Origin of the sequence: Pantoea sp. ICBG 985 (assembly GCF_002928365.1) — a bacterium.
GTDB classification, from domain to species: domain Bacteria; phylum Pseudomonadota; class Gammaproteobacteria; order Enterobacterales; family Enterobacteriaceae; genus Pantoea; species Pantoea dispersa.
Window position 1 is genome coordinate 29812 of record NZ_POWM01000008.1, and the last position, 23045, is coordinate 52856.

Below are 23045 nucleotides of genomic sequence, written 5' to 3' on the forward strand. Positions count from 1 at the left end.
GCCTCTGGTATTGATGTCTAAGAATACATTAGTCACGGTGGCGCTGATAAAAGTCGACCACCGCATTGAGCGCTTCGGCGCGCATGGCGTCTGTTTCAAACAGGATCTCGTGACGCGCGCCCTGAATGATGTAAGGCGTGGTGCCTTCCACCGCATGTCCCGCTGCCGCCATGGCCTCACAAAACAGATCCTGCGCGCGGTTATCCACCACGTCGTCTTCACTGGCCTGCAGCAGCAGAATCGGTGTCGTAATCTGCGCCACCTGATTAAGGATATGGCGTCCGGCCTGAATCCCTTCCCGCACCCAGTGATAGGTCGGGCCGCCGACGCGAATCGCCGGATCGTCAGCGTAAAAGCGCAGATTGCGACGATAGCGTTCGCGACTGTGCGTCAGCCGGTTAATGCCAAACGGGCTGGCGCGCCAGCGTCCGGTGCCCAGCGCGTAGCCGTCGCGCAGCGCGGGCAGCTTTTCCGCCCAGTCGAGAATGCGGTGCGCCAGAAACGGCGGCAGCGGCAGCACGATACCAAACATCGGCGCACAAAACACCGCCGCGTGGAAGGCCTGCGGCTGACGCGCCAGGAACAGCGCCACAATTGCGCCGCCCATCGAGTGCGCCAGCACGTAGCGCTGCTGATAGTGATGGCTGACGATCTCTTTCAGATACAGCGTTTCCAGATCGTCGACATAATCGCTGAACTCCACCACGTGTCCGCGATGCGAATCGGCCAGCAGCCGGTCTGAACGCCCCTGACCGCGATGGTCGATAATCACCACATCGTAGCCGCAGTGGAACAGGTCATAGGCCAGCTCGGGGTATTTGATGTAGCTTTCAATGCGTCCGGGCACAATCAGGATGACACGGCGGTGTTGCGGTGAGGTGAAGCGCACATAGCGAATGGTCAGATTGCCCACGCCGCTGAATTCACACTCTTCACGCTGACGCCAGAAGTCGAGCAGCGGACCGGTAGCAAAGGCTGAAAAAGCGTGCTCACGTCCGAGCCAACTCTGTTTATGCTGCTGCATCCGTCCCCCTGAAAAAACGTCAAACGCGGCTCTGCACTTAATAGCGCAGCGCGATTTTCTGGCGTATTGTGTCACACTTCACTCTCTTCAGGGAATGTCACCCATGACCATTGAATGGTGGTTAACCTACCTGTTAACCACGACCATCCTCAGCCTCTCGCCCGGGTCCGGCGCGATCAACACCATGAGCACCGGCATCAGCCACGGCTATCGCGGTGCGGCAGCCTCAATTACCGGATTACAGCTGGGTCTCGCCGTGCATATTGTGCTGGTGGGCGCCGGTCTGGGCGCGCTATTTTCGCAGTCGGTGCTGGCGTTTGAGGTACTGAAATGGGCGGGCGCGGCCTATCTGGTGTGGCTTGGCATTCAGCAGTGGCGCTCAGCGGGCGGAATCGATCTCAATGCGGTGGCCAAAGCGATGCCGCGTCGTCGTCTGTTTCAGCGAGCGCTGCTGGTGAATCTCACCAATCCAAAGAGCATTGTGTTTCTCGCCGCGCTGTTTCCGCAGTTTATCGTGCCGCACCAGCCGCAGCTGATGCAGTATCTGGTGCTCGGCGTGACCACCATCGTGGTCGACATCATTGTGATGATTGGTTACGCCACGCTGGCGACGCGCATTGCTGGCTGGATCAAAGGTCCGAAGCAGATGAAGCTGCTGAACCGGGTGTTTGGTGGCTTGTTTATGGCGGTCGGCGCACTGCTGGCCAGCGCACGTAAAATGGCGTAACGATTGGCACTGATCGTAGCGGCACGCTTTATCGCGCCCAGTTGAAACGCGCAATAAATTGCGCCGCTACGTTTCGGAATCTTATCGGGAGATGATGAGGTGAATACCAAACCCGGCAAACAGCACGCCCGCCATACCGTCCACCCACTTCGCCATCCGCTGATACTTATCGCGCATCCACGGCAGGGCAAAAATCGCTGCCACCAGGGTAAACCAGGCAAAGGTTTCACCGACGATCAACAGGAACAGGCCCCAGCGCTCAATCGCGCCCACATCGTTGCCCACGAACAGTGAAAACACACTGCCGAAGTAGATGATGGCTTTCGGGTTAGACAGGTTGGTGAGAAACCCTTTGAGGAAGCTCATGCCACGCTTTGGCAGCTCAACCACCGGCGCTTCCGTATGCGGTTGCTTGTGACGCTGACGCGCCGAGCGCAGCAGCTGCCAGCCCATCCACAGCAGATACAGCCCGCCACCGACCATGATGATTTCATGCAGCCACGCCATTTTCTCCAGAATCAGATGCAGGCCCATCAGCGCGACACCGGCCCAAATCACAATCCCCAGCGTAATGCCGAGCACGCCCATCATCGCCTCTTTGCGCGAGCGGCTGGCGGCAGTCTGTGAGACAAAAAAGAAGTCCGGTCCCGGACTCATCAGCGCAACCAGATGCACCAGCGCGACGGTGGCAAATAACATCAGCATGGTTTATTTCCCTTATTCTTCATCAAGATGTTCTTTGATCATCAGCAGGAACGGCTTACCGAAGCGCTCCAGTTTGCGATGACCGACCCCGTTCACGCTCAGCATCTCTGAAGCGCTGACCGGCATTTGTTCTGCCATTTCAATCAGCGTGGCGTCGTTAAACACCACGTAAGGCGGAATATTCTCTTCGTCGGCGATGGCTTTACGCAGCTTACGCAACTTGGCGAACAGCTTGCGATCGTAATTGCCGCCGTAGACTTTTGGCGCGCTGCTGCGGCTTTTCACCGTCACGGTACGCGGTACCGCCAGCATCAGCGGCACTTCAGCGCGCAGCACCGGGCGCGCGGCCTCGGTGAGCTGCAGCGCCGAGTGCATGGCGATGTTTTGCGTCACCATGCCCAGATGGATCAGCTGACGCAGCACGCTGACCCAGTGCTCCTGACTCTGCTCGCGCCCGAGGCCGTACACCGGCAGTTTGTCGTGGCCGTTATCGCGGATGCGCTGGTTGGTTGAGCCGCGCAAAACTTCAACAATATAGCTCATCCCAAAACGCTGCCCGGTACGATAAATGCCCGACAGCGCTTTTTGCGCTTCGACCAGGCCGTCATAGCGCCGCGGCGGATCGAGGCAGATATCGCAGTTGCCGCACGGCTGCTGGCGACCTTCACCAAAGTAGTTAAGCAAGACCAGACGACGGCAGGTTTGCGCCTCGGCAAACGCGCCCATGGCGTTGAGTTTGTGGCGTTCAATATCCTGCAGCGGCCCGGGCGCTTTCTCTTCCAGACACTTACGCAGCCACGCCATGTCGGCCGGGTCGTACAACATCATCGCTTCCGCCGGCAGGCCATCACGCCCGGCGCGGCCGGTCTCCTGATAGTAGGATTCGATATTGCGCGGAATGTCGAAGTGCACCACAAAACGCACGTTGGGCTTGTTGATGCCCATGCCGAACGCCACGGTCGCGACCACGATTTGCAAATCGTCACGCTGAAAGGCTTCCTGCACGCGTGCGCGCTGCTCGCTGTCAATGCCGGCATGATAAGCGCCAACGCTGATGCCGCGACTCTGCAGACGCGCAGCGGTGTCTTCCACTTTGGCGCGGCTGTTACAGTAGATGATGCCGCTTTTGCCGCGCTGATCCTGCACATAGCGCAGCAGCTGCTCGGTAGGCTTGAACTTCTCCACCAGCGTGTAGCGAATGTTGGGACGGTCAAAACTGCTGATCTGAATCAGCGGATCGTGCATCTGCAGCAGATGCACGATGTCGTTACGCGTGGCTTCATCGGCGGTGGCGGTCAGCGCCATCACCGGCAGCTGCGGAATGCGCTGGCGCAGCTGACCGAGCGCGCCATATTCCGGACGAAAATCGTGGCCCCACTGCGAAATACAGTGCGCTTCATCGACGGCCAGCATCACCGGATTCCAGTGCTGCAGGGTGTCGAGGAAGTTATCCATCATCAGACGTTCCGGCGCGATGTACAGCAGCCGCAGTTTGCCGCTGCGGCAGTCCGCAAACACCTGCTGCTGCTGCTCACGCGTCTGCGTCGAGTTAAGGCACGCCGCCGCCACGCCGTTCGCCAGCAGCTGATCAACCTGATCTTTCATCAGTGAAATCAGCGGCGAAACCACCAGCGTCAGCCCTTCGCGCACCAGCGCCGGGATTTGATAGCACAGCGATTTGCCGCCGCCGGTCGGCATCACCACCAGGCAGTCGCGCCCTGACAGCGCGGTTTCGATGATGGTTTGCTGACCCGGACGGAACTGCTGATAGCCGAAGGTATCCTGTAATACCTGCTGCGCCAGCATTTCCTGATTAAGCACTGCCGATGTTGCCACGGTAATCCTGTTTTGACTGGTTAGAACAGATCGTTAAGCGTTACGCCGACGCCAAGACGCGTCTGGCGATGGTTATAGTCAATAAGGGATTCACCATAACCGCTGAACAGCTGCGTGTAAAAGCGCACGTGTTCAGAAATCGGATAGCTCCACGCGAAGGTGGCACCGCCGTAGCCGCTATTCCAGTTGTAGTTGCCTTCCACGCTGAAAATGCTGTCGCCGAGCATATAGCCCAGCTTCGCGCGGTAGTAGCCCATGTATTTGGTGATGTCAGGGTTATCGTCGTTGCTGGCACTTTCCGGCAGACGATACCAGGGTTTGATTTCCGCCAGGAAGTTGCCATTCTCCGCCATCAGACGGGCGTAAGCGCGGTTCCAGCTGCGTGACGTGGGATCGCTGCGGCCATTTGACTGATGATTCAGACCCAGCTCGACGTCGCGTAATGTCCAGCCGCCCAGCGAATAGTCGGTGGCCCAGCCGAGAAAAATCTGCGGCTCATAGTTGGTTTCACGAAACGGTGATGAAGCCCCCCGGTTCGACAGCTGCCACCAGGAGCGCTGAGTATACGACGCGGCCAGCACCGAGTTGTCACCCAAAATGCCGCGCCACAGCGGAAACGCCAGGCTGAGCTGGAATTTTACTTCATCCTTTTTCGCTTTGTCTGCCCAGTTGTAAGAGGAAATCGCCTCTTTATTCATGTCGCTGGTGTAGGTGTAAAGCAGATAGTTATTTTCATAGGGATAAAGCACGAATGGGTTATCGTGTTTTTCCAGCAGGTTAGCGATAATACTGCCCTTCACTGCTGGTGCGTCATGAACCTCTTTCACGGTGGCTTCATCGGCCTGCGCCAGCGCAGGAACCATAAATGCCGCGGCCAGCAAGGCGTACTGCTTACGCATAGAATTCTCCAGAGCGCTGCAAAAGTTATCGTCGGGCGACGGTTCAAAAAGCACGCCATTCTACACGCAAACCCGGTGGTTGATTAGCGCGGATTTCTGAAACTGGAAAGCGGCGCGAACGCGGCATAATATACACAATTCTTTAACATCTTAAGGCAGGAAAAATGTCATCCCCGATGCTGACACAGCAGGAAGCGCGCCGGCTGATTGGCGAAATTTTTGTCTATCACATGCCGTTTAATCAGGCACTGGGCCTTGAGCTGGATCGCCTTGAAGCCGATTACGCCGAACTCGGCTTTGCCAATAAAACCATGCTGGTGGGTAACGCCGCGCAGCAGATTCTGCACGGTGGCGTGATTGCCTCAGTGCTGGATGTTGCCGCCGGGCTGGTGTGCGTCAGCCATGCGCTGTCGCGCCAGCAGAGCATCAGCGAAGAGGAGCTGCGTCAGCGCTTGTCGCGCATGGGCACCATTGATATGCGCGTCGACTACCTGCGCCCGGGCCGCGGCGAGCGCTTTGTCGCCACCAGCAGCCTGCTGCGCGCCGGGAATAAAGTCGCGGTTGCGCGCGTCGAATTGCACAATCAGCAGGGCGATTACATCGCCACTGCGACTGCGACCTATCTTATTGGTTAACTTCGCGCGGCCTGCCACACTCGCCGCTTTCTGGAATAGATGATGGATACGCAACAAACGCGTCAGGGCATTTTTTATGCGCTGGGCGCTTACTTTATCTGGGGCATCGCACCGGCCTACTTCAAGCTGGTCAAAGAAGTGCCTCCGACAGAAATTATGACCCACCGTGTGATTTGGTCGGCCCTGTTTATGCTGGGACTGATTACCCTGAGCCGCAGCTGGCGTCAGGTGCGCAGCGTGCTGGCCCAGCCGAAAAAAGTGCTGCTGCTGGCGCTGACCGCACTGACCATCGGCGGCAACTGGCTGCTGTTTATCTGGGCGGTGAATAATCAGCATATGCTGGAGGCCAGCCTCGGCTACTTTATTAACCCACTGATTAACGTGGTGTTTGGCATGCTATTTCTGCGTGAGCGCTTCCGCCGCCTGCAGTGGCTGGCGGTGCTGCTGGCGGCCACCGGCGTGCTGGTGCAGCTGTGGCAGTTCGGTTCGCTGCCGGTCATCGGCCTCGGCCTGGCGCTGAGCTTCGCGCTGTACGGACTGGTGCGCAAGAAGATTCAGGTAGATGCACAGAGCGGTATGCTGATTGAAACCGCGTGGCTGTTCCCGCTGGCGGCCATCTATCTGTTTGGCTTTGCCGACAGCGCCACCAGCCACCTCAGCGCTAATCCGCTCAGCCTGAACCTCAAGCTGATCGCCGCCGGCATCATTACCACCATTCCGCTGATGCTGTTCGCCGCCGCCTGCGCGCGCCTGCGCCTGTCGACGGTCGGTTTCTTTCAATATCTGGGGCCGACGCTGATGTTCCTGCTGGCGGTGCTGTTTTACGGTGAGAGCCTGACGCCGGATAAAATGGTGACCTTCGGCTTCATCTGGCTGGCGCTGGCGATCTTCATTCTGGACGCGCTGCTGTTTTCAGCCCGCACGCGCGTGCGCATAGCGTGAGATAAAACGGGCCATCGCCGGGCCGGTGAGCAGAATGGTAAACAGACGCAGCGTCTGCAGCGCCATGACAAACGCGATATCGACCCGGCTGCCAGCAGCAATAATCGCCACCGTATCCAGCCCGCCCGGGCTGGTTGCCAGATAAGCGGTCATCAGATCGACGTGCAGCACGCGCGTCAGCATCCACGCCAGCCCCCCGCACAGCAGCATCAGGCCGATAATCGAGGCGATCATTTGCGGTAGCGTGCGCAGCGCCAGCAAAAAGATCGGCCGGGTAAAGCGCAGGCCAACGCTCCAGCCGATCAGCGCATAGGCCAGTGCCAGCAGCCACTCCGGCACCTGCAGCGTCGCGACACCTGTTCCGTGCAGCGTGGCACCCATCAGCGCTGGCAGCAGCAGCGCGCCGGACGGGATACGCAGTTTCTGCCCCAGCCACGCGCCCGCCACCATCACCAGCAGCGTCAGCACGAAGCCACTGTGCAGCGGCGGCAGCCAGACAATGTGGGCGGCAGCACCGCTGCTGCCGAGGCCGATGCGGGCCACCACGGCCGCCGCGGTGGCGACAAACAGTACGCGCAGATATTGCATAAACGCCACCAGCCGCACGTCGGCGCCGAAATCGCCCGCCATCGCCACCATTGCGGACGCGCCGCCCGGCGACGATCCCCACGCGCCGGTCGGTCCCGGCAGCGAGCTAAAGCGCACCAGCAGAAAACCGGACAGCCCGCTGGCCGCCAGCGTCAGCAGCAGCACCGCCAGCACCACCGGCCAGTCATCAAGCAGCGGCGAGAGGATCGCAGGCGACAGGCTCTGGCCGATCATGCAGCCCAGCACCGCCTGCGCCAGCACGAACAGCCGTTTGTCGATGCGCACGGTTGCGCCGCTCAGCCCCATAATGGTACCGACAATCATCGGACCGAGCAGCAGTGCGGCCGGCAGGTGCAATAGCTGCAGCAGGCAGCCCAGCACCAGCGAAGCCGTCAGCAGCAGCGCCCACTGCTGCCGCAAAGAGAAACGCGCCATAAGGTGGAAATCAGAAAGTGAGTTGAGGCAACAGGTTAGCAGATTAGCGCTGGCGCGTCAGGGGTAAGGCGCCAGCAAAAGACCGCACGCTGTTGTAGCGGCGCAATTTATTGCGCTCAGGTTTGCGTATTAATAACGCGAATGCCACGGCGCAATATGCTGAGCATCCGTTAGACAAAGCGCGATGAATCGCGCCGCTACGGTTCTGTGCGATGATGCAATGCTGTGCGATTACAGCCAGTTCTTCCGTTTGAAATAGAGATACGGCGCCAGCCCGGCGAGAATCATCAGGCCAATCGCGCCGGGATAACCAAAGCTCCACTTCAGCTCCGGCATAAACTCAAAGTTCATGCCGTAGCTGGAGGCCACCAGCGTCGGCGGCAGGAACACCACGGACACCACCGAGAAGATTTTGATGATGCGGTTCTGCTCGATGTTAATAAAGCCCATCGCCGCCTGCATCAGGAAGTTAACCTTCTGGAACAGTGATTCGTTGTGCGGCAGCAGCGATTCGATGTCGCGCAGGATCTCGCGCGCCTGCTCCAGCTGATTGCCCGGCAGCCGCGCTTTACGCACCAGGAAGTTCAGCGCACGCTGGGTATCCATCAGGCACAGACGCACTTTCCAGCCGATATCTTCCAGCTCCGCCAGGCGCGATAGCGCGTCGTCGTACTCTTCGCCCTGCTGCCCTTCCATGATCACGCGGCTGAGTTTTTCCAGCGCGCTATAGATGTTCTCGATCTCATCCGCCAGCTGCTCGATTTTGGTTTCGAACAGATCGAGCAGCAGTTCGTAGGCGTTGCCATCGGTCAGCTGCTGATTGCGCGCGCGCATGCGGTACAGGCGGAACGCCGGCAGCTCACGCTCGCGCAGTGTGTACAGGCGATCTTCGCGGATGGTAAACGCCACGGTGGAGTTGCCGGCGTGATCTTCAGCATCTTCAAAAAAGAAAAAGGAGTGGATGTGCAGGCCGTCTTCGTCCTCGAAGAAACGTGCCGAGGCCTCAATGTCCTCCAGCTCGGGGCGCGTTGCCAGGCTCTGCCCCAGTTCCGACTGCACGCGCTCACGCTCGCTGTCGTCCGGCTCGATCAGATCGACCCACACCGAGGTGTTGAGTTTGTCGTTGTTGTCTTCCAGCTCGATGCGCGTCAGGCGATCGCGCTCCAGTTTAAATGCGCTCAGCATAGCAATACTCCCCATTGCAGACGACATGGGACAAGGCGGTGAACCGCAGTGCTGCTGGCACCACGGGCACGGCAAAGCCTGAACGCGGAAACTTTCGCTTCAAGGGTAAATCAGTGCTGACTCGTGCGACGGGATCAAAAAGGGAGGTCGCTGATAACCGCTAAGGCTACCCGCGTTAAAGAGGTAGCCTTAGAAATTGTCCCTGTTAACCAGGGTATAGAGCCAGCATCGACTGGGCGCGTCCAAGGCATTGTCCTCTCATGATAATAGTGCGCGCATGTTACGCTGAGACGAAAAAGTCGTCAAGGTAGCGCAACCGCGCTACACGGTTTCCAGCCGGGCGTAAGCCGCCACCAGCCACTTGATGCCCTGGCCCTGGAAGGCCACCTGCAGACGGCTGTGCTCGCCGCTGCCTTCCAGATTGATAATGGTGCCTTCGCCGAACTTAGCGTGGCGCACGCGCTGCCCGAGCGCGAAGCCGCTGTCGCTCTTCGCCACCGGTGTGCCCATGCGCTGATGACTCACCGGCCGACTCACGCTGGCGCGCAGCCGCACCTCTTCCACGCACTCTTCCGGCAGTTCACCAATGAAACGCGATGGCCGGTGATACACTTCCTTACCATAAAGGCGACGGGTTTCGGCGTAGGTGAGCGTTAGCTTCTCCATCGCGCGCGTCACGCCGACATACGCCAGGCGACGCTCCTCCTCCAGCCGGCCGCCTTCGTCCAGCGACATCTGGCTCGGGAACATGCCCTCTTCCATGCCGACGATAAACACCTGGCTGAACTCCAGCCCTTTCGCCGAGTGCAGCGTCATCAGCTGCACCGCATCCTGCCATTTGTCCGCCTGGCCTTCGCCAGCTTCCAGCGCCGCGTGCGACAGAAACGCCTGCAGCGGCATCAGATCTTCGTCTTCGTCCTGATAGCTGAACTGGCGCGTGGCGGTAACCAGTTCCTCTAAGTTTTCGATACGCGCCTGGCCTTTTTCGCCCTTTTCCTGCTCATACATCAGCCACAGGCCGGAGTCTTTAATCACCCGATCGGTCTGGACGTGCAGCGGCAGCTCAGCGGTTTCCGTCGCCAGCGCATCCACCAGCTCGCAGAAGCGCTGCAGCGCCGAGGCGGCACGGCCGGCCAGCGCTTTGGATTGCAGCAGTGCGCGCGTGGCCTGCCACAGCGTCAGTTGCTGCTCACGCGCGGTCTGGCGCACCACGTCGAGCGTGCGATCGCCAACGCCGCGCACCGGCGTGTTGACCACGCGCTCGAATGCCGCATCGTCGTTGCGGTTGGCCAGCAGCCGCAGATAGGCCAGCGCATCTTTGATCTCCTGGCGCTCGAAGAAGCGCATGCCGCCGTAAATGCGGTACGGCATGCTGCCCTGCAGCAGCGCCTCTTCCAGCACGCGCGACTGGGCGTTGCTGCGGTAGAGAATGGCGCAATCCTGCAGCGCGTTGCCGTTTTCATGCCAGGTTTTGATGCGATTGACGACAAAGCGCGCTTCATCCAGCTCGTTGAACGCGCAATACAGCGAAATCTTTTCGCCGTCGCTGCCATCGGTCCACAGCTCTTTCCCCAGACGGCCATTGTTATTGGCAATCAGGGCGTTGGCTGCTTTCAGAATGTTATTGGTGGAGCGATAGTTCTGCTCAAGACGGATGGTTTCCGCGCCTGGGAAATCCTGCAGGAAACGCTGGATGTTCTCCACCTGCGCGCCGCGCCAGCCGTAAATGGACTGATCGTCATCGCCAACGATGATGACCCGGCCGCTTTCGCCTGCCAGCATGCGAATCCACGCGTACTGAATGTTGTTGGTGTCCTGGAATTCGTCCACCAGAATATTGCTGAAGCGCTCACGGTAGTGATTGAGAATCTGCGGCTTGTTGAGCCACAGCTCATGCGCCCGCAGCAGCAGTTCGGCGAAATCGACCAGCCCGGCGCGATCGCAGGCTTCCTGGTACGCCTGATAGATACGCAGCCACGTCTGCTCCACCGGATTGCCGTAGCTTTCGATGTGCTTAGGCCGCAGCCCTTCATCCTTTTTGCCGTTGATGTACCACATGCCCTGACGCGCCGGCCACTGCTTATCGTCGAGGTTCATGGCTTTGATCAGGCGCTTGAGCAGACGCAGCTGATCTTCGCTGTCGAGGATCTGGAAATCCTGCGGCAGCCCGGCATCCAGGTGGTGCGCGCGCAGTAAACGGTGCGCCAGGCCGTGGAAGGTACCAATCCACATGCCGCCCTGACTGGTCCCGATCAGCTGGTCGATACGGTGGCGCATCTCCGCCGCCGCCTTGTTGGTGAAGGTCACCGCCATGATTGAGTAAGGCGAGCAGTTCTCTACCGACAACAGCCAGGCGATGCGATGCACCAGCACGCGGGTTTTACCGCTGCCTGCTCCGGCCAGCACCAGCAGATTGCTGCGCGGCGCGGCGACCGCTTCGCGCTGTTTGTCATTCAAGCCGTTAAGCAGATCGGAAACGTCCATAAGCACCGTTTTAAGCAAGTAGGATGCGTATCCTGCACCGTTCGCGTTGCCGCCAGGCGGCAAGGGCAGACATCTGCGAGGGCGTAATCAGCTAAGCGATCAGGCTGGTGACACACAGCCTGCACGGCCGCGCGTTGCAGAATACAGAATACGACTGGATAAATTTACAGCCATTATAGCAGCGAGGTCAGCGATGCCAACTGATGAATTTCCACGTGTGGCAGCAGGCGCGCGTCATCAATTTTCATCAGATTGCCGTCACGCAGGTTGATCCAGCACGCCTGCAGACCGGCGCGCAGCGCACCGGCGACGTCGGTGGTCAGGTCATCGCCGACGTGCAGAATATGCTGCGGCGCAATGCCCAACCGTTCGGCGGCCAGATGGTACATATCCTGCCACGGCTTGGCGCGCCCGTGCGGACCGGCGCGCAGCGCGAACTGAAAGTAGTGATCGATGCCGAGCTTTTGCGGGTCGGCGTTGCCGTTGGTGATCGCCACCAGCGGCACGCGCTCGCCGAGCCAGGCCAGCGTCTGATGCGTCTCTTCTGGCATCTCCACCGCACTGCGCCACTGGTGAAACACGCTCATCACGTCGCGGGCACCTGCGCTGGCTTGCGCGGCCGGCAGTCCGGCGTTGAGCAGCGCCAGCTCTACCGAGCGGCGACGCCACTCAGAGACATCGTGATAAATTTCCGGCTCACGCAGCAGCAGTTCATCGCGCAGCGCCTGATAATCTTCCGGCGTAAACTCGCGCAGCGCCGGGTGATACGCCTGCAGCGCAGCGTGCGATTCCGCCGTGGTTTTGCGGATCACCGGATAGTTGTCATACAGCGTATCGTCGAGATCGAAGGTGATGGCTTTGATCGGGCCCAGCGGGCGATAAAACTTCATTCAGACTTTCCTCGTTTGGCACGCGGGTGTGCCGCATCGTACACCGACGCCAGATGCTGGAAATCCAGGTGGGTATAGATTTGCGTGGTCGAGAGGTTGGCGTGGCCGAGCAACTCCTGCACCGCGCGCAGATCGCCGCTCGATTCCAGCAGATGGGTAGCAAACGAGTGGCGCAGCTTATGCGGGTGGATATGGCTGGCGACGCCCTGCTTAATGCCCCATTCGGCGAAGCGTTTCTGCACATTGCGCGCCGAAATACGGCTGCCGCGCGTCGACACAAAAACCGCATCATCCTGCGGCCCGAAGCTGTTGCGTAACGGCAGCCAGTGCTGCAGCCAGGTGACGGCGGTGCCGCCAATCGGCACGCGGCGCTCTTTGCTGCCTTTACCGCGCACCCAGACTTCACCGCTCTCCAGGTCCAGATGACGACAGTCGATGCCCACCAGCTCAGCGAGACGTAAACCGCCGCCGTACATGGTTTCCAGCATGGCGCGGTCGCGCACCGCCAGCGGATCGTCGAGGTCGATCTCCAGCAGCTGGCTGACTTCGTCGACATCCATATTTTTTGGCAGATGCCGTGCGTTGCGCGGCGTGGCGATGCCTTTCGCCGGATTGGCGCTCAGCATGCCCTGGCTGACCTGCCAGTCGAGAAAGCTGCGCAGCGCCGACATGCGCAGGGCCAGGCTACTGGCACCGAGACCGCCGCGCCGGCTACGCGCCGCCAGACTGCGCACCTGAGCCGGTTCCAGCTGCGACCAGGCGGTGATGTGCATGTCATCCGCCATGGCGATAAGCGCCTGCAGCTGGCGCTGGTAATTCTTTTGCGTCAGCGGGCTGAGCTGGCGTTCGACTTTCAGATAGCGCAGAAAGCCCTCAACGGCCGGCAACAGCGGGCTGGCGCTGCTCATGCGCGCTCAACCCAGCGAGACAGCAGGTCGGGCAGCATTTGTGCCAAGTGCTGCAGCAGCAGCGTGCCCATGCCTGCCTGATAGTGCTGGTTGTCGCGGCTGCTGAAGATCAGCACGCCGAGATCGCCCTGCTCGCCCATCAGCGACATCGCCACCGACCCGACGGCTTTTGCCTGCGGCAGCAGCAGCAGCAGCTCCGGTCCGTTCAGGCTGCCAAGGTAGTGATGCTGCTGACCAAAGCGCTGGATGCGCAGCGGCTCAAACGCCTGGCGTGACAGACCAAGCTGGGTGAAATCGGAGGGTGCGCCGATGCGCCAGCGGTCGCTGAACAGCCGCACATTGGCGCCCGCCAGGCCAAGCTCGCGCGCCCAGCGATGCAGGCGCGTCAGCATCTCCTGCAGGCTATCGGCCGCCGCGAGATGGCTCTGCAACGCCAGCAGGCGATCGAACAGCTGATGATTGGCGGTTGCCTGCTCCATCAGCAGCGTGATCTCCTCTTCCAGCTGCTGGATGTGGTTGCGCTGACGCGCCATATGCCACTCCACCAGCGATACGCTGCCGCGCACCGGATGCGGCACCATCATTTGCTCAACCTGGCGCGCATTGCGAATAAAGAAATCGGGGTTGTGACGCAGCCAGGCGCTCACCGCCTGATCGTCCAGCAAAACCGCGCTGTCGGTCTGCTCTTCGATATTTTTCATAGATGAATAAACCCATCATAGACGTGTGTGGCTGGCCCGGTCATAAACAGCGGCTGACCGGCCCCTTTCCAGGCGATATGCAGCGTGCCGCCGGGCAGATCGACGCGCACTTTCTCCGCCAGAATGCCCTGCTGAATGCCGCAGGCCACTGCGGCGCAGGCGCCGCTGCCGCACGCCTGGGTTTCGCCCGCGCCGCGTTCATACACGCGCAGACGGATGTGTTCCGGATTGACCACTTCCATAAAGCCGACGTTCACGCGCTCGGGAAAGCGCTCATGGCTCTCCAGTGCCGGACCGAGCGTCTCCACCGCGGCGGTTTTCACGCTTTCAACCTGAATCACGCAGTGTGGATTGCCCATTGATACCGCGCCAAACATCACGGTCTGCTCGGCCACGCGCTGCAGATAGAGGTTTTCCGCCTTGTTAGCGCGCAGCGGCACCTGCTGCGGGTCAAAGTTGGGCTCGCCCATGTTAACGCGTACCAGCTCATCGCTGGTGACGCTCAGTACCATGCGGCCGGTCTGGGTGCTGACGCGAATGTCGCTTTTATTGGTCAGGCCTTTGAGACGAACAAAGCGGGCAAAACAGCGCGCGCCGTTGCCGCACTGCGCCACTTCGCTGCCGTCAGCGTTGAAGATGCGGTAGTGGAAATCGAGATCCGGATCGTAAGGTGGCTCGACGATCAGCAACTGATCGAAGCCGATCCCCAGATGCCGATCCGCCAGGCGGCGAATCAGTTCCGGCGAAAAAAAGACGTTTTGCGTCACGGCATCGACGACCATAAAGTCGTTACCGAGACCGTGCATTTTCGAGAACTGCATTTTCTGCTCCGCCGGATGACTCATCGGGTTTAATTCGCCTGCACGCCAGCCGGTTTGCTGGTGACCAGGCCGCTGGTATCCGCATCCTGTGCCGCTTTCTGCTGCTGCTCAGTCACCGGCTGATTTTTCTGTTGCGGCCGATCGTTGGGCGGGAAATACAGCGGTCCTTTCAGGCCACAGCCTACCAGGCTGACCAGTGCCAGCGCCATACCCAGCTGGCTCATCACTCGTATCATTCTGTCTGCTCTTTTTATCCAAATCCCAGCTGCTTATCATCGCAGTTGACGTTGTAAAAGCAACAGGAAATATCCGGCAGAAGGTTCAGAAACGGGGGCAGGCCACTGCGTACAGCGCAGCGGCTTTAGTGCATCTGGTAGCGCGGCTGGAAGTCGCCGTTGTCGTTATCCGGCTGGGCGGCGCACAGCTGCGTCAGCGTCTGGCTGCGGAACGGAATCACCTGAAAGCGATCGCCGGCGTGCACAATCTGATAGAACTGCGGCAGGTTGAAATTGATAAAGCTCGAGCCGTAGGTAAAGCGATCGTGCGACGACGAATAGAAACGGCTGACGTCACGCACCAGCTCTTCTTTGCTGCCTTCGCAATGGTGATACACCTCAACCCGGTTGCTTTCATCAAGGATATAGATGTTGAAGCCGCGATCGTCACTGGTGTCTTCAAAGAAGAACTGAATGATGCCTTCGCTGGCGTAGCCGTTGACCACCGGTGGCAGCGGCGTCTGGTTCGATTCAACTTTGATCGACAAACCGTGCAGCTTGTTGTTGGAAATCGCGCCGTAAAACTCGACCGCATTTTCCAGCTTCTGCACCGAAACGCTCATACGTTCGAAAAACAGACCCCAGGTCTGACCGGCCATGCGCAGCGCTTTAAAGCGGCCCGGCTCCTGACGCGTGCTCGACAGACGCAGCTCAATGCATTCCGACACCAGCTGCTGCACGCGGGTACGAATCAGACCGCGCAGATGCTGGCTGTAGCAGAATACTTCCACCGTGTCCGGCGGTGCGGCGTCCTGATGCATTTTGCCCAGAATGGTTTTCAGCGCTTCAATCATCGCCTGCTCGCCGCTGAAGTGCAGCGTACGCACTTCGTTCCACGAGTTGCGGTACAGCAGATCGATGCTGCCGATCAGGCACTGCTGCTGCTGACCAAAGCTGAATACATCCAGCTTTCGGAAGTCGAAGTGCACCACCTGATTGCGGAACGCCGAGGTCGGATCGTGTTCGAGGTTAACGATGATCGCCAGATGCCGGATTTCGCACGGGCTATAGAGCGCTTTCGGCGTCGGTGCCGGCAGACGCAGCGGGAAGTGGCTGGAGACATCGTTGACCAGCTCCTGCAGGCGCGGCAGATCGCAGAATTCGTTGCCCTTAATGTGCAGACGGGTTTTGCGCGTCAGCAGTCCGTTAAACCACGCCCATGCCACTAACTTGTTGAGATAACGGTTATATTCCAGCGGCTGATGGCTGATGATTGAGCTCATGTCCGGCGACTGGTTATACAGATACCAGCCGGCACGATTGGCGCGCCCGGCCGGCACATGAATAAAGGTCAGGTTCTCTTCCGACAGATCGGGCGAGATTTGCGGGTTCACCAGCGTGACTTTGCCCGGCAGCGCTTCAAACGCGGCGTACAATTTACGCGTCAGCACGCCGATGTCCTGCGGGCTGGCGCTGACGCTTAAATTGTTGCGACGGGCAAAACGGATCAGGTTGCGATAGCTCTGCATCATCGCATCCAGCAGCTCGTTGTGCGCCTCGCGCACCCGTTCGATTTTCCACTGCGCGCGATTATCCAGCACCGCCAGCTTCTCATCGTCCCAGCCCCACTCTTTCACCAGCTGCGACAAAATTTCACGCCGCCAGCCCGCGCGCGGATGCTGCTCCTCGCTGGAGAGTTTTTCGCACACTTTGAGGTAGAAACAGCGGCGCACCAGGTCGAGGCGCGCGGTGTCATCGACGCTGGTCAGGTAGCGCGTCACGCGCTCCAGCATCATGCAGTAGGGATCGAGACCGAAGCAGACAATTTCGCCGTCGTGCAGCCGCTGTTTGATATCCATCGCCAGCAGCTGCGTGTTTGGGTATTCCCAGCTGTAAGCTTCCAGCAGCAGGGTTTTCAGCACCGCTTTGTACGGCGAATCGATACTTTTATACAGCTGCCACAGGCTGGCACCGAAATACTCTTCCGCCGACAGCGTGCCGAGACCGCCGAGATCCAGCCACTCATTCGGCGTCAGCACGCCCTGTGAATAGAGCGACATTACGTAATCGTCGTAGTGATGTTCTTCTTCGCCAGGCACCATGTTCCACAGAATGCGTTTGCCCGCCATGCGCACGGCGGTACGGTAGAACTCATCCAGCAGTAAAATATGTTGGGTAGAACCGCAGTCTTCACCGCCGAGGCTGCCGCTCTCATTATGGCGGAAGCGGTTTTCGTCGATCAGGAAGAAGCTGACTTCCACACCCAGCGACACACACCATTTTTGCAGGAGCGTACACTTGCGCTGCAGGTTGAGGCGCTCTTCATTATCGAGCCACGACTGATGGCACACCCAGATGTCGAGATCGGAGACGCTGTTCTGGCCGACGGACGAGGTGCTGCCCATCGAGTAGATGCCGGTGATAGGCAGTTCGCCCTTCACCGCGCTGCTGAGGTCGAGCGGATGGTCGCCCGCTAACTGTTGCAGCAGTTGCTGCTGGTTTTCATCAGGCGCAAAGAAGCTGACGCCATGGGGAACGCTACCTTCAAGGTAACCCGGCATCAGCGGATGATGATAATGCAGTAATGTTGGCAGCAGACTGTAGACGTGCTGGAAAGCAGGTCCCATGGCAGCCAGTGCGCGATCTACACGCAGCTGGTTAATCGCATCCAGTCTCTGTTTCAGTGTCTCAATGTAGAGGTACAAGACGTTTCGCCTGATTGTCCCAGTGTTAAGCACCCTGTTTCCAAAATCTGCCGCTTAATAATAAAGATGTCGGGCAAATTATTGCTGGAAACGTGATCAATCTAACACCTGGAAGATTGACCGTAAAGAAAGTTGCGCTACCTGACAGTTTAGCACGTTCCAAACGTAGCCCTGCATTTTCGGACTCCAGCCTCAGAATCTGACGCCGTAAAAAGCGGGCTCCGGTCTGAGATTGCAGCCTGGTCAATCCGTTGAAACTGACAGCATTCCCCTATCAATGATAGGATAATCGATGAACGATCAAAATGGTTAACAGCATGTTAAACAAAATTTTCAAAATTGCTACCAGGCAAAGTCCGCTTGCCTTGTGGCAGGCACAATATGTCCAACAGCGCCTGATGGCTGCGCATCCCGGCTTGCAGGTTGAGCTGGTGCCGATGGTCACCAAAGGTGATGTCATCCTTGATACGCCGCTGGCGAAAGTGGGTGGCAAAGGACTGTTTGTCAAAGAGCTTGAGCTGGCGATGCTGGAAAACCGTGCCGATATGGCGGTGCATTCCATGAAAGATGTGCCGGTCGATTTTCCCGACGGTCTGGGACTGGTGACCATCTGCGAGCGCGAAGATCCGCGCGACGCGTTCGTCTCGAATCATTATTCCTCGATCGACGCGCTGCCGCAGGGCGCGGTGGTCGGCACGTCCAGCCTGCGTCGCCAGTGCCAGATCAGCGCACGGCGCCCGGATCTGGTGATTCGCTCGCTGCGCGGTAACGTCGGTACGCGTCTCAGCAAACTGGACGCCGGCGAGTATGACGCCATCATTCTTGCTGCCGCCGGGCTGAAACGCCTTGGACTGGAAGATCGCATTCGCCAGGCGCTGCCGGCGGAGTTTTCCCTGCCGGCGGTGGGCCAGGGCGCGGTCGGCATTGAGTGCCGCCTCGACGATCAGCCGTTAATTACACTGCTGCAGGCGCTGAACCACAGCGACACAGCCGTCTGCGTGCGCGCCGAGCGCGCCATGAATACCCGTCTCGAAGGCGGCTGTCAGGTGCCGATCGGGAGTTTTGCCGTACTGGAAGACGATCAGCTGTGGCTGCGCGGCCTGGTCGGTGCGCCGGATGGCAGCCAGATGGTGGTGGGCGAACGCCGCGGCCCGCGTGAACACGCCGAACAGATGGGGATTTCACTGGCCGAAGAGCTGCTGGACGGCGGCGCGCGTGACATTCTGCGTGAAGTTTATCAGGGACAGCCGCCCGCATGACTATCCTCGTGACCCGTCCGGAACCCGCCGCCAGCGAACTGGTTGCGCGCCTGCGCAGCCAGGGCAAACTGGCGTGGTCGTTTCCGCTGATTGAATTTACGCCGGGTCGCGATCTCCCCCAACTGCCGCTAAAGCTGGCCGCCCTGCAGCCCGGTGACCTGGTATTTCTGCTGTCGCAGCAGGTGGTGCACTTTGCCCAGCCCGCTTTACAGCAGCAGCGCAACGCGTGGCCGGCATTTCTCGACTATTATGCCATTGGTCGCAGCACCGCGCTGGCGCTGCACACCGTCAGTAATCTGAAAGTTGACTATCCGCATGCGCGGGAAACCAGCGAAGAGCTGGTGCGGCTGAATCGCCTGCAGCAGGTTAGCGGCAAGCGTGCGCTGATTCTGCGCGGCAGTCCGGGCCGTGAACTGCTGGCGGAGACGCTGATCGCCCGCGGTGCGGACGTGCAATACTGTGAGTGCTATCAGCGCTGTGAAAAGCAGTACGACGGCGCGATTGAAGGCCGTCGCTGGCGCGATCGCGGTATTACCACGCTGGTGGTGACCAGCGGTGAAATGTTACAACAACTGTTTGCGCTGTTTCCGCCAATCGATCGGCGGGAATGGCTGCTGCACTGTCGACTGCTGGTCGTCAGTGAACGTTTGGCTACCCAGGCCGCCGAATTAGGCTGGCAGGAGATTGAGGTAGCCGATGGTGCGGATAACGACGCGCTGCTGCGTGCGTTACGCTGAACTTAACATTGGGATGAGCCACAATGACGGAACAAAAAGACTCCTCCGCCATGGTTGAAGAAACCACCCCTGCGGACACTTCCCCGACGCCAGCCAGCCAGCCGCCTCGTGCGAAAAAGAGCGACGGCAAGGTGCTGAGCGCGGTGGCAATTGTCATTGCACTGGCGATTGGCGCGGGACTTTACCTGAATGGGAAACACCAGGCCGACTTACAGGCTCAGACTAACCAGAACCTGAGCGAGCAGCTGAGCGCCCTGCAGCAGCAACTGGGCAGCGATAAACAACAGCTCTCGCAGCAGCTGGCGGACGCCAACACCGCGCTGCAGGAAGCGCGCAGCCAGCAGGATAACAGCGCGAAAGAGCTGGAAACGCTGCGTGAAAAAGTGGCCACTATTTCCGGCAACGATACCCGCACCTGGCTGCTGGCGCAGGCCGACTACCTCGTCAAACTGGCGGGTCGCAAACTGTGGAGCGATCAGGACGTCACCACCGCGGCAGCGCTGCTGAAAAGCGCGGACACCAGCCTGGCTGAGATGAACGATCCCAGCATCATGAACGTGCGCCGCGCGCTGACCCAGGACATCAGTTCACTGGCGGCGGTCAGCCAGGTGGACTACGACGGCATAATCCTCAAGCTGAACCAGTTGTCGAACGGCGTGGATAATCTGCGTCTGGCCGATAACGACAGCGATGAGTCGCCGATGGATGCCGACAGCGGTGAGCTCTCCAGCTCGCTGCACGAGTGGCGTCAGAATCTGGTGAAGAGCTGGCACAACTTCATGGATGATTTCATCACCATCCGCCGCCGCGATAACACCGCGCAGCCGCTGCTGGCACCGAATCAGGATGTTTATCTGCGCGAAAACATCCGTTCACGTCTGCTGATTGCTGCGCAGGCGGTGCCGCGCCATCAGGATGAGATCTACAAACAGTCCATCGATGCGGTATCCACCTGGGTGCGTGCCTGGTACGACACTAACGATGCGGCAACCAAAGCCTTCCTCGCCCAGCTCGACGAGCTGAGTCAGCAAAGTATTTCGATGGACGTGCCGGACACGCTGGAGAGCCAGGCGCTGCTGGAAAAACTGATGCAAACGCGCGTGCGCAATCTGCTGGCGCAGCCATCGGCTGCGGCTGATCAACAGGGAGGCTAACCATGCTGAAAGTATTGGTGCTTTTCCTGCTGCTGATTGCCGGCATTGTGCTGGGACCGATGGTTGCCGGCCATCAGGGCTACGTGCTGATCCAGACCGATAACTGGAACATTGAGACCAGCGTCACCGGTCTGGCCATCATCCTGATTCTCAGCCTGCTGGTGATTCTGCTGGTCGAATGGATTCTGCGTCGCCTGTTCCGCACCGGCGCCCGCACCCGCGGCTGGTTCACCGGGCGGAAACGTCGCAGCGCCCAGCGTCACACGCAAAGCGCGCTGATGAAGCTGGCGGAAGGTGATTACCGTCAGGTAGAAAAGCTGCTGTCAAAGAATGCCGATCACGCCGATCAGCCGGTGGCGAACTATCTGCTGGCGGCGGAAGCAGCGCAGCAGCGCGGCGATGAAATCCGTGCTAACCAGCACCTGGAGCGCGCCTCTGAGCTCTCCGAGAACGATACCATTCCGGTTGAGATCACCCGCGTGCGCCTGCAGCTGGCGCGTAACGAAGATCACGCCGCACGTCACGGTATTGATCGCCTGCTGGAAGTGGCGCCGCGCCATCCGGAAGTGCTGCGTCTGGCCGAGCAGGCTTATATCCGCACCGGCGCCTGGGGCGCACTGCTGGATATCCTGCCCTCTATGCAGAAGGCGCAGATTAACGATGAGAACCAGCGTAACGCGCTGCAGCAGCAGGCGTGGCTGGGTCTGATGAATCAGGCTATGGCCGATCAGGGCAGCGAAGGCCTGAAAAAATGGTGGCAGAACCAGAGTCGTAAAACCCGCCAGGAGACTGCCCTGCAGGTGGCGATGGCTGAGCATTTGATCGAGTGCGACGATCCGGACACAGCGCAAAGCATCGTGCTGGAAGGGCTGAAGCGTCAGTATGACGATCGGCTGGTGCTGCTGATGCCGCGTATCAAAAGCGGTGACCCGCAGGCGCTGGAAAAAGCGCTGCGTCAGCAGATCAAGCAGCACGGCGCCACGCCGCTATTGCACAGCACGCTCGGCCAGCTGCTGATGCGTCACGGTGAATGGCAGCAGGCCGCAGAAGCCTTCCAGCAGGCGCTGGCACAGCGTCCGGATGGCTTTGACTACGCCTGGCTGGCGGACGTTTACGATCGCCTGCATCGCCCGGAAGACGCGGCTAAAATGCGTCGCGAAGGTCTGTTACTGACGCTGAAGAACAATCCTGGCGCCTGATTTTACTGTTGTTATTTTTGTGCACGCCGGGCCAGTCCCGGCTTTTTTTTGCCTGAAAGAGCGTGCAGGGAATGCGGCATCAATCCGTGAACGGCAGATAAAAAAACACCTGCCAGAAGCAGGTGTAAGATCAGGTCGGTAAGACAACTGATGGTATCCGACTCAACGTAATGTCCTTCTTACTGCAGTAGCGCGTGCACGTTACTGCCAGCTGGACAACGGATACCGTAAGGGGCTCTGCATCATTCCCAGGTTTATGTTGCATTGGCAAACATAAGAGGTGGAATGAGCATCTACGCTGAGATTATTGCACAAAGCGTGCCAGAATGGCATGAATCACGGGAAGTTATTTTATATCAGTCAGTTAGATAATCCCTGCCTGCTAACAGCGGTTACGATGTCGCGAAAACGCGACAGACCGGTTTAAAGCTGTCTCCGCTGAGCGACAGGCTGTGCAAGGAAAGGTAAGGCTGTTAAAAATCAGCAGGTTAGGTGTCGCGTAATAGCGACAACTCCCCCGACTGCTTTTCCTTCGCAGCGCCCGGCGCAAACCTCCTGCAGAGATTCTCATCCTCTTTTGCTACAGACGAAAAAAGCCCGCTTTTTGCAAAGCGGGCTTTTCGAATATGGTCGGCGAGAGAGGATTACGCTTCTCTGCGAGAAGCGCCCTGCGGGCCGTTGCTGACGCAACGTTGTCTCGCTTCGCTCGGCTCAAACCTCCTTCGGAGGTTCTCATCCTCTATTTGCTACAGACGAAAAAAAACCTGCTTTTTGCAAAGCAGGTTTCTTGAATGATGGTCGGCGAGAGAGGATTCGAACCTCCGACCCACTGGTCCCAAACCAGTTGCGCTACCAAGCTGCGCTACTCGCCGATTTTGTACTGCCTGTTACTGCTTACTTGTTTTGCCTGGTGCGAAGAGAGGGACTTGAACCCTCACGTCCGTAAGAACACTAACACCTGAAGCTAGCGCGTCTACCAATTCCGCCACCTTCGCA

20 protein-coding genes, 2 tRNA genes and 1 other RNA gene are annotated in these 23045 nt (G+C 59.2%); 7 read left to right on the forward strand and 16 right to left on the reverse strand.

The genetic code is table 11. The annotated features are described in order from the left end of the window. Window positions 1–28: 28 nt before the first annotated feature. A complete protein-coding gene (pldB, locus tag C1Y42_RS20120; RefSeq protein ID WP_058775518.1) occupies window positions 29–1024 on the reverse strand; it encodes a lysophospholipase L2 in 996 nt (331 codons plus the stop codon). A gap of 103 nt (window positions 1025–1127) precedes the next feature. Between pldB and rhtB the strand changes: the two genes are divergently transcribed. Continuing rightward, entirely contained in the window at window positions 1128–1751 is a 624-nt protein-coding gene (gene rhtB / locus C1Y42_RS20125; RefSeq protein ID WP_021506962.1) for a homoserine/homoserine lactone efflux protein, read from the forward strand. Window positions 1752–1832: 81 nt separating this feature from the next. Here the strand turns inward: rhtB and rhtC are convergent, their stop codons facing one another. From rhtC to pldA, 3 genes are read right to left on the reverse strand one after another with little or no spacing between them, the layout of a single operon-like run. Continuing rightward, window positions 1833–2456: a threonine export protein RhtC gene (rhtC, locus tag C1Y42_RS20130; RefSeq protein WP_021506963.1), complete on the reverse strand. Its 624-nt coding sequence runs from the start codon at window positions 2454–2456 to the stop codon at window positions 1833–1835. 12 nt (window positions 2457–2468) lie between these two features. Further along, on the reverse strand, window positions 2469–4292 hold the full coding sequence (recQ, locus tag C1Y42_RS20135) for an ATP-dependent DNA helicase RecQ (protein ID WP_058758115.1): 1824 nt from the start codon (window positions 4290–4292) through the stop codon (window positions 2469–2471). 20 nt (window positions 4293–4312) lie between these two features. After that, window positions 4313–5191 carry a phospholipase A gene (gene pldA / locus C1Y42_RS20140; RefSeq protein WP_021506965.1) on the reverse strand — a complete coding sequence of 293 codons (879 nt, stop codon included), beginning with the start codon at window positions 5189–5191 and terminating at the stop codon, window positions 4313–4315. Window positions 5192–5355: 164 nt separating this feature from the next. On the opposite strand from pldA, the gene C1Y42_RS20145 reads away from it, so the two are divergent. Further along, a complete protein-coding gene (locus tag C1Y42_RS20145; protein WP_031279610.1) occupies window positions 5356–5826 on the forward strand; it encodes a thioesterase family protein in 471 nt (156 codons plus the stop codon). 42 nt (window positions 5827–5868) lie between these two features. After that, on the forward strand, window positions 5869–6768 hold the full coding sequence (gene rarD / locus C1Y42_RS20150; protein WP_021506967.1) for an EamA family transporter RarD: 900 nt from the start codon (window positions 5869–5871) through the stop codon (window positions 6766–6768). On the opposite strand, the gene C1Y42_RS20155 is transcribed toward rarD, so the two are convergent. From C1Y42_RS20155 to C1Y42_RS20195, 9 genes are all read right to left on the reverse strand, one after another. Further along, window positions 6739–7791, reverse strand: coding sequence for an AbrB family transcriptional regulator (locus C1Y42_RS20155; RefSeq protein ID WP_058775517.1), 1053 nt, complete (start codon window positions 7789–7791; stop codon window positions 6739–6741). The two genes, rarD and C1Y42_RS20155, sit on opposite strands and share 30 nt — an antisense overlap. Window positions 7792–8022: 231 nt before the next feature. Continuing rightward, window positions 8023–8976 (reverse strand): magnesium/cobalt transporter CorA, encoded by a 954-nt coding sequence (corA, locus tag C1Y42_RS20160; RefSeq protein WP_010617090.1) that lies wholly within the window; start codon window positions 8974–8976, stop codon window positions 8023–8025. A 321-nt stretch (window positions 8977–9297) separates the two neighbouring features. Beyond that, window positions 9298–11460 (reverse strand): DNA helicase II, encoded by a 2163-nt coding sequence (gene uvrD / locus C1Y42_RS20165; protein ID WP_104094222.1) that lies wholly within the window; start codon window positions 11458–11460, stop codon window positions 9298–9300. Window positions 11461–11633: 173 nt separating this feature from the next. Further along, entirely contained in the window at window positions 11634–12350 is a 717-nt protein-coding gene (gene yigB, locus C1Y42_RS20170) for a 5-amino-6-(5-phospho-D-ribitylamino)uracil phosphatase YigB (RefSeq protein ID WP_021506970.1), read from the reverse strand. Further along, complete coding sequence (gene xerC, locus C1Y42_RS20175) at window positions 12347–13258, reverse strand: tyrosine recombinase XerC (RefSeq protein ID WP_058781630.1); 912 nt, start codon at window positions 13256–13258, stop codon at window positions 12347–12349. Before xerC ends, yigB begins: the two co-directional genes overlap by 4 nt. Then, entirely contained in the window at window positions 13255–13959 is a 705-nt protein-coding gene (locus C1Y42_RS20180) for a DUF484 domain-containing protein (protein ID WP_021506972.1), read from the reverse strand. Before C1Y42_RS20180 ends, xerC begins: the two co-directional genes overlap by 4 nt. Further along, window positions 13956–14780 carry a diaminopimelate epimerase gene (gene dapF / locus C1Y42_RS20185; protein ID WP_031279612.1) on the reverse strand — a complete coding sequence of 275 codons (825 nt, stop codon included), beginning with the start codon at window positions 14778–14780 and terminating at the stop codon, window positions 13956–13958. Before dapF ends, C1Y42_RS20180 begins: the two co-directional genes overlap by 4 nt. A 29-nt stretch (window positions 14781–14809) precedes the next feature. After that, the gene (locus tag C1Y42_RS20190; protein ID WP_022548017.1) at window positions 14810–15016 is read right to left on the reverse strand and encodes a lipoprotein; all 207 of its coding nucleotides are present in this window, start codon (window positions 15014–15016) and stop codon (window positions 14810–14812) included. A gap of 125 nt (window positions 15017–15141) precedes the next feature. Beyond that, window positions 15142–17700, reverse strand: coding sequence for a class I adenylate cyclase (locus C1Y42_RS20195; RefSeq protein ID WP_104094223.1), 2559 nt, complete (start codon window positions 17698–17700; stop codon window positions 15142–15144). 317 nt (window positions 17701–18017) lie between these two features. Between C1Y42_RS20195 and hemC the strand changes: the two genes are divergently transcribed. The 4 genes from hemC to hemY are packed head-to-tail and all read left to right on the forward strand — an operon-like array spanning window position 18018 to window position 22049. Further along, window positions 18018–18959, forward strand: a complete 942-nt coding sequence (gene hemC, locus C1Y42_RS20200) for a hydroxymethylbilane synthase (RefSeq protein ID WP_104094274.1) — start codon at window positions 18018–18020, stop codon at window positions 18957–18959. Further along, complete coding sequence (hemD, locus tag C1Y42_RS20205; protein WP_059012016.1) at window positions 18956–19696, forward strand: uroporphyrinogen-III synthase; 741 nt, start codon at window positions 18956–18958, stop codon at window positions 19694–19696. Before hemC ends, hemD begins: the two co-directional genes overlap by 4 nt. A gap of 23 nt (window positions 19697–19719) precedes the next feature. Continuing rightward, on the forward strand, window positions 19720–20850 hold the full coding sequence (gene hemX, locus C1Y42_RS20210; RefSeq protein ID WP_058758109.1) for a uroporphyrinogen-III C-methyltransferase: 1131 nt from the start codon (window positions 19720–19722) through the stop codon (window positions 20848–20850). A gap of 2 nt (window positions 20851–20852) precedes the next feature. Further along, window positions 20853–22049, forward strand: a complete 1197-nt coding sequence (gene hemY, locus C1Y42_RS20215; protein ID WP_058775512.1) for a protoheme IX biogenesis protein HemY — start codon at window positions 20853–20855, stop codon at window positions 22047–22049. 627 nt (window positions 22050–22676) lie between these two features. On the opposite strand, the gene C1Y42_RS20220 is transcribed toward hemY, so the two are convergent. From C1Y42_RS20220 to C1Y42_RS20230, 3 genes are all read right to left on the reverse strand, one after another. Further along, window positions 22677–22806, reverse strand: a non-coding RNA gene (locus tag C1Y42_RS20220) — RtT sRNA. 38 nt (window positions 22807–22844) lie between these two features. Beyond that, window positions 22845–22921, reverse strand: a tRNA-Pro gene (locus C1Y42_RS20225). A 36-nt stretch (window positions 22922–22957) separates the two neighbouring features. Continuing rightward, a tRNA-Leu gene (locus tag C1Y42_RS20230) sits at window positions 22958–23044 on the reverse strand. Window position 23045 lies beyond the last annotated feature (1 nt).

Excerpts from the sequence above, each read along its gene's own strand:
- pldB (WP_058775518.1), bottom strand. The coding sequence starts at position 1,024 with ATGCAGCAGCATAAACAGAGTTGGCTCGGACGTGAGCACGCTTTTTCA.
- rhtB (WP_021506962.1), top strand. The coding sequence starts at position 1,128 with ATGACCATTGAATGGTGGTTAACCTACCTGTTAACCACGACCATCCTC.
- rhtC (WP_021506963.1), bottom strand. The coding sequence starts at position 2,456 with ATGCTGATGTTATTTGCCACCGTCGCGCTGGTGCATCTGGTTGCGCTG.
- pldA (WP_021506965.1), bottom strand. The coding sequence starts at position 5,191 with ATGCGTAAGCAGTACGCCTTGCTGGCCGCGGCATTTATGGTTCCTGCG.
- C1Y42_RS20145 (WP_031279610.1), top strand. The coding sequence starts at position 5,356 with ATGTCATCCCCGATGCTGACACAGCAGGAAGCGCGCCGGCTGATTGGC.
- rarD (WP_021506967.1), top strand. The coding sequence starts at position 5,869 with ATGGATACGCAACAAACGCGTCAGGGCATTTTTTATGCGCTGGGCGCT.
- C1Y42_RS20155 (WP_058775517.1), bottom strand. The coding sequence starts at position 7,791 with ATGGCGCGTTTCTCTTTGCGGCAGCAGTGGGCGCTGCTGCTGACGGCT.
- corA (WP_010617090.1), bottom strand. The coding sequence starts at position 8,976 with ATGCTGAGCGCATTTAAACTGGAGCGCGATCGCCTGACGCGCATCGAG.
- uvrD (WP_104094222.1), bottom strand. The coding sequence starts at position 11,460 with ATGGACGTTTCCGATCTGCTTAACGGCTTGAATGACAAACAGCGCGAA.
- yigB (WP_021506970.1), bottom strand. The coding sequence starts at position 12,350 with ATGAAGTTTTATCGCCCGCTGGGCCCGATCAAAGCCATCACCTTCGAT.
- xerC (WP_058781630.1), bottom strand. The coding sequence starts at position 13,258 with ATGAGCAGCGCCAGCCCGCTGTTGCCGGCCGTTGAGGGCTTTCTGCGC.
- C1Y42_RS20180 (WP_021506972.1), bottom strand. The coding sequence starts at position 13,959 with ATGAAAAATATCGAAGAGCAGACCGACAGCGCGGTTTTGCTGGACGAT.
- dapF (WP_031279612.1), bottom strand. The coding sequence starts at position 14,780 with ATGCAGTTCTCGAAAATGCACGGTCTCGGTAACGACTTTATGGTCGTC.
- C1Y42_RS20190 (WP_022548017.1), bottom strand. The coding sequence starts at position 15,016 with ATGATACGAGTGATGAGCCAGCTGGGTATGGCGCTGGCACTGGTCAGC.
- hemC (WP_104094274.1), top strand. The coding sequence starts at position 18,018 with ATGTTAAACAAAATTTTCAAAATTGCTACCAGGCAAAGTCCGCTTGCC.
- hemD (WP_059012016.1), top strand. The coding sequence starts at position 18,956 with ATGACTATCCTCGTGACCCGTCCGGAACCCGCCGCCAGCGAACTGGTT.
- hemX (WP_058758109.1), top strand. The coding sequence starts at position 19,720 with ATGACGGAACAAAAAGACTCCTCCGCCATGGTTGAAGAAACCACCCCT.
- hemY (WP_058775512.1), top strand. The coding sequence starts at position 20,853 with ATGCTGAAAGTATTGGTGCTTTTCCTGCTGCTGATTGCCGGCATTGTG.